This window comes from Nocardia sp. CNY236 (assembly GCF_000482385.1).
Taxonomy (GTDB): domain Bacteria; phylum Actinomycetota; class Actinomycetes; order Mycobacteriales; family Mycobacteriaceae; genus Nocardia.
Genome location: NZ_AXVD01000067.1, coordinates 1 through 4,230, shown reverse-complemented (window position 1 = coordinate 4,230; position 4,230 = coordinate 1). Strand labels below are relative to the sequence as shown.

The 4,230-nt window shown below is 63.6% G+C and carries 4 protein-coding genes; 3 read left to right on the top strand and 1 reads right to left on the bottom strand.

Annotation, left to right across the window (positions count from 1 at the left end; all coding sequences use genetic code 11):
• Positions 1–1,041: beta-ketoacyl reductase (locus tag K940_RS0121350; RefSeq protein WP_028479128.1), on the top strand; the 1,041-nt coding region annotated here is incomplete at its 5' end.
• Between the two features lie 117 nt (positions 1,042–1,158).
• Here K940_RS0121350 and ilvD read toward each other — a convergent pair.
• Positions 1,159–2,874, bottom strand: a complete 1,716-nt coding sequence (gene ilvD, locus K940_RS0121345; RefSeq protein WP_036529749.1) for a dihydroxy-acid dehydratase — start codon at positions 2,872–2,874, stop codon at positions 1,159–1,161.
• A gap of 159 nt (positions 2,875–3,033) precedes the next feature.
• Between ilvD and K940_RS29825 the strand changes: the two genes are divergently transcribed.
• Entirely contained in the window at positions 3,034–3,420 is a 387-nt protein-coding gene (locus K940_RS29825; RefSeq protein WP_081706543.1) for a helix-turn-helix domain-containing protein, read from the top strand.
• Between the two features lie 506 nt (positions 3,421–3,926).
• The coding region (locus K940_RS29820) for a beta-ketoacyl synthase N-terminal-like domain-containing protein (RefSeq protein WP_369797532.1) at positions 3,927–4,230 on the top strand (304 nt) is incomplete at its 3' end.

Genomic DNA, 4,230 nt, shown 5'->3' with positions numbered 1-4,230 from the left:
GGCGCACGCCACCTGACCCTGCTCGGACGCAGCGGCGCCACCACCGAAGCCGCCGAACAACAACTGGCCATCTGGCAACTACAAGGCATCGAAGTCACCACCGAACTCGCCGACGCGGGCGACGCGGACGCTGTCGCCGCCGCCATCGCCCGCGCCCACACCCCCGAACATCCACTGAAAGGCTTCATCCACACCGCCGGAATACTCGACGACGTGAAAATCGGAGCGATGACCCGCGAGAGTCTGGACAAAGTGCTGGCGCCGAAGATCGACGGATGCCATGCGGTGTGGAACGGTCTCCGAGCGGCCGGAGTCAACCCCGACTTCCTGGTTCTGTTCTCTTCGGGCAGCTCCATCTTCGGCGGTGTCGGCCAGTACTCTTATACCGCAGCCAATCTGGCGGTGAGGTCGTTTGCCGAAGTCATCGCTCGCGAAGGCGCCAATGTTCTATCGGTCGGTTGGGGTCATATGACCGGCGCGGGCATGCTGGCCAACGACGACAACCTGACCCGCTATCTGGTCAGCACCGGATTGGATCGCCTCGACATGGAGGAAAGTACGCAGTATCTGGAGGAAGCACTGCGACTGGGCGTCACGCGGGTGGATCTGTCCCCGATCAACTGGTCCCGGATCCTGGCTACCGGTGGCGAACGCGTACTCGCGACGGGCCGGCTGAAAAGGGTGATCGAGAATACCGAGGAAAAGGGTTCCGCATCCGTCCAACTGCGAACCGATCTGCTCGCACTCGAAGAAGCCAAACGCAACGAGGTCGTCGCGTTCATGCTCGCCGAACAATTGGCGGGAGTCATGGGTGTGAACGCCGATGCGATCGACTTGACCGTTCCGGTACCGGAACTCGGATTGGACTCGCTCATGGCGGTCGAATTCGGCTCGCTGGTCAGCCAACGCCTCGACATCGACTTGACGTCGCTCAAGCTCGGGCGCTCGTTCAGCCTCGAGCAGGCCGGCGCCGTGGTGGCCAAGGCGATCATCGAACGCGCCGGTTCGCGCAGCATGAAGGCTGAGCCGACCAGCGAGTGAACCTCCACGGTCGGCCCAGGAGGGCAAGGCGGTTCGCGCAGCGAGCAAGCGCTGCGCGAACCGGCCACGTGGTTGGGACAGCCCCGATCCACCCCGAAATCAGGAGTCGGACATTTCTCAGCCGCACACGGCCCCAACCGATGCCGAGCCCACCAACCTCGCATACTTCGCCAGTACGCCACGGGTGTATCGCGGCGACGGGGGTTTCCAGCCCGCGTGACGGTGGGCGAGTTCATCGGGGTCGACCAGTAGGTCCAGAGTTCCTGCGGCGACATCGAGGCGAATCGGATCGCCGTCGCGCACGAACGCAATCGGTCCCCCGGCGGCGGCTTCGGGCGCGATGTGTCCGACGCACAAGCCCGTGGTGCCACCGGAGAAGCGACCGTCGGTGATCAGGAGTACATCCCGGCCCAGACCAGCGCCCTTGATAGCCGCTGTGATCGCCAGCATCTCGCGCATCCCAGGACCACCCACTGGACCCTCGTACCGGATGACCACGACGTCTCCGGCGGCAATCGTGCCGTCCTCGAGGGCGTCCATCGCCGGACGCTCGCGATCGAAAACCCGCGCAACACCGGTGAACACCTCGAAATCGAAACCCGCCGACTTCGTGACCGCACCGTCGGGCGCGAGCGATCCGGCCAGAATCGCGATGCCGCCGGTCGGATGCATCGGCGATCCCATCGCCCGAATCACCGTGCCGTCCGGCTTCGGCGGGGTGATCTCGGCCAGGTTCTGAGCCATCGTCCGACCGGTCACCGTCATACAGTCACCATGCAGCAATCCAGCCTCGAGCAGGGCCTTCATCACGACCGGCACGCCTCCGATCCGGTCCACATCGGTCATCACATACGTGCCGAAGGGTTTGACATCCGCCAGATGCGGCACCCGAGAGCCGATCCTGGTGAAGTCCGCCAACGTCAGATCGACCTTCGCCTCGTGCGCGATCGCCAGCAGGTGCAGTACGGCATTGGTGGAGCCGCCGAACGCCATGACGACAGCGATCGCGTTCTCGAAAGCGGATTTGGTGAGAATGTCACCGGTCGTGATGCCCTGGCGAATCAATTCCACCACCGCCGCGCCGCTGCGCCTGGCGTACCCATCGCGTCGGCGGTCGGTCGCGGGCGGCGCCGCACTACCGGGCAGCGACATACCGAGCGCTTCGGCCACGCTGGCCATGGTGTTGGCCGTATACATGCCACCGCACGCTCCCTCGCCTGGACATACAGCGCGCTCGATCGCGTCGACATCGTCGCGACTCATCGAACCCCGCACGCACGCGCCGACCGCCTCGAACGCATCGATGATCGTCACCGCACGCCGGCTGCCGTCCGACAGTGTCGCGGTACCCGGCAGGATCGAGCCCGCGTACAAGAACACGCACGCCAGATTCAGACGCGCGGCCGCCATCAACATCCCAGGCAAGGATTTGTCGCAACCTGCCAACAACACCGAACCATCGAGCCGTTCGGCCTGCATCACCGTTTCGACGCTGTCGGCGATCACCTCACGCGAGACCAATGAGAAGTGCATTCCTTCGTGTCCCATGGAGATGCCGTCGGATACCGAGATGGTGCCGAACTGCAGCGGAAAGCCTCCGCCAGCAAAGACGCCGTCCCGGCAGGCGCCAGCGAGCCGGTCGAGCGACAAGTTGCACGGAGTGATCTCGTTCCAGGAGGACGCGATGGCAATCTGTGGCTTGTCCCAGTCGTCGTCGCCCATGCCCACCGCCCGCAGCATCGCACGCGCGGCGGTCCTCTCCAACCCGTCGGTGACCTCCCGACTCCGTGGCTTGACATTGGAAACCCTGGGATTCTCGGCCACAACATCCATCATGCTCGGCCGGCTCGACATCGGCGAACGCCACGCCGAACCGATCTGTGTCACCACGGCGCAGCCGCGCTGCCGCTCGGCCGGATCCGAAGCCGACGACGACGTACGCCCAGAGCGTAACCGCGCGCGTATCCGACGCCCCGGCTCTAGGCTCCGAGCATGACCGAGCATCCGAGACTGCACTCGATTCCCGGTGACCGCGACGGCCATCGGCCTCGGCAACCGAACCAACGGACACTGCAGGAGCCGCTCTGGCGCGTGCTGCTCGGAGAGCAATTGCGCCGGCTTCGCCTGCTCCGACACGAGACCCTGGTCGAAACGGCCGATCGAGCAGGTATTTCGCCGCAGTACCTGTCCGAGGTGGAACGGGGACGCAAGGAGCCCTCGAGCGAGATGATCGCTGCCTTGGCCGGATCGCTCGACACTTCACTGGGTGGTCTCACCGAACTGGTAGCGAACGAATTGCGCGCTCGGCAAGCACTCACTCACCCACCTAGGTCCACCCCACGTACCGGCACCGAGCCCACACTCCTGGCAGCGGCCTGATCGATCCTGCCCGAGCACAGGCCACCACACCGGGTTTCACTCCAGCGCGGCTACGAGGTGGCCGTATGTCGGCAGCCAACCTGCGCAGTGGGAGCGAGCGTGGGTCGACCGTGAAACCAGTTACCGGTGAGGCGACATGCAGCCGGTTCGGGGGCGAGAGCCGGTCACAATCGGTTTGTCCGATGGAGTCGTCGCGTGCTGTTGCGGGGTGTGGTTTCCGCTGTGTCGAGTCGGTTCGAACTCGAATGGTTCGACAGTTGTTCGAATAGCAAGATCTAAAATAACGAGACGCTCACAAAAAAAGTCTGCAGCAGCCATTTCGATACATTTCTCACTGCCGATTCTATGCATTGCGATATGTCCGCTCCGTGGTAGATTTCCCATCAGCGCCGAGCGACCGAATTGTCGTGTCGCTCCGACTTCGATGGAAGTCTGCGTACAGAGAACCACCACCAGCGCCGATGGATACGCGAACGAACGCATATTTGTGTCGGCGAGGAGTCATGATGTCTGATATCGCTATCGTTGGAATCGGATGCCGCTATGCGGGTGGTATCGAATCTCCGGAATCGTTCTGGGATTTTGTCGTCAACAAACGCGACGGGGTTCGTGAGATACCGCCCGACCGGTGGGATTGGCGGCGCTTCTACGATCCGGAGAAGCGGGCGCCTGCGAAGATGTATACGAAGCGGGCGGCGTTCATGACTTCTGATCCGTGGGCGTTCGATCCGGACTTCTTCGGTATCTCGCCGCGGGAGGGAGCGGCGATGGAGCCCCAACAACGGTTGGTGTTGGAGGTGGCGTGGGAGG

Excerpts from the sequence above, each read along its gene's own strand:
- K940_RS29825 (WP_081706543.1), top strand. The coding sequence starts at position 3,034 with ATGACCGAGCATCCGAGACTGCACTCGATTCCCGGTGACCGCGACGGC.
- ilvD (WP_036529749.1), bottom strand. The coding sequence starts at position 2,874 with ATGGATGTTGTGGCCGAGAATCCCAGGGTTTCCAATGTCAAGCCACGG.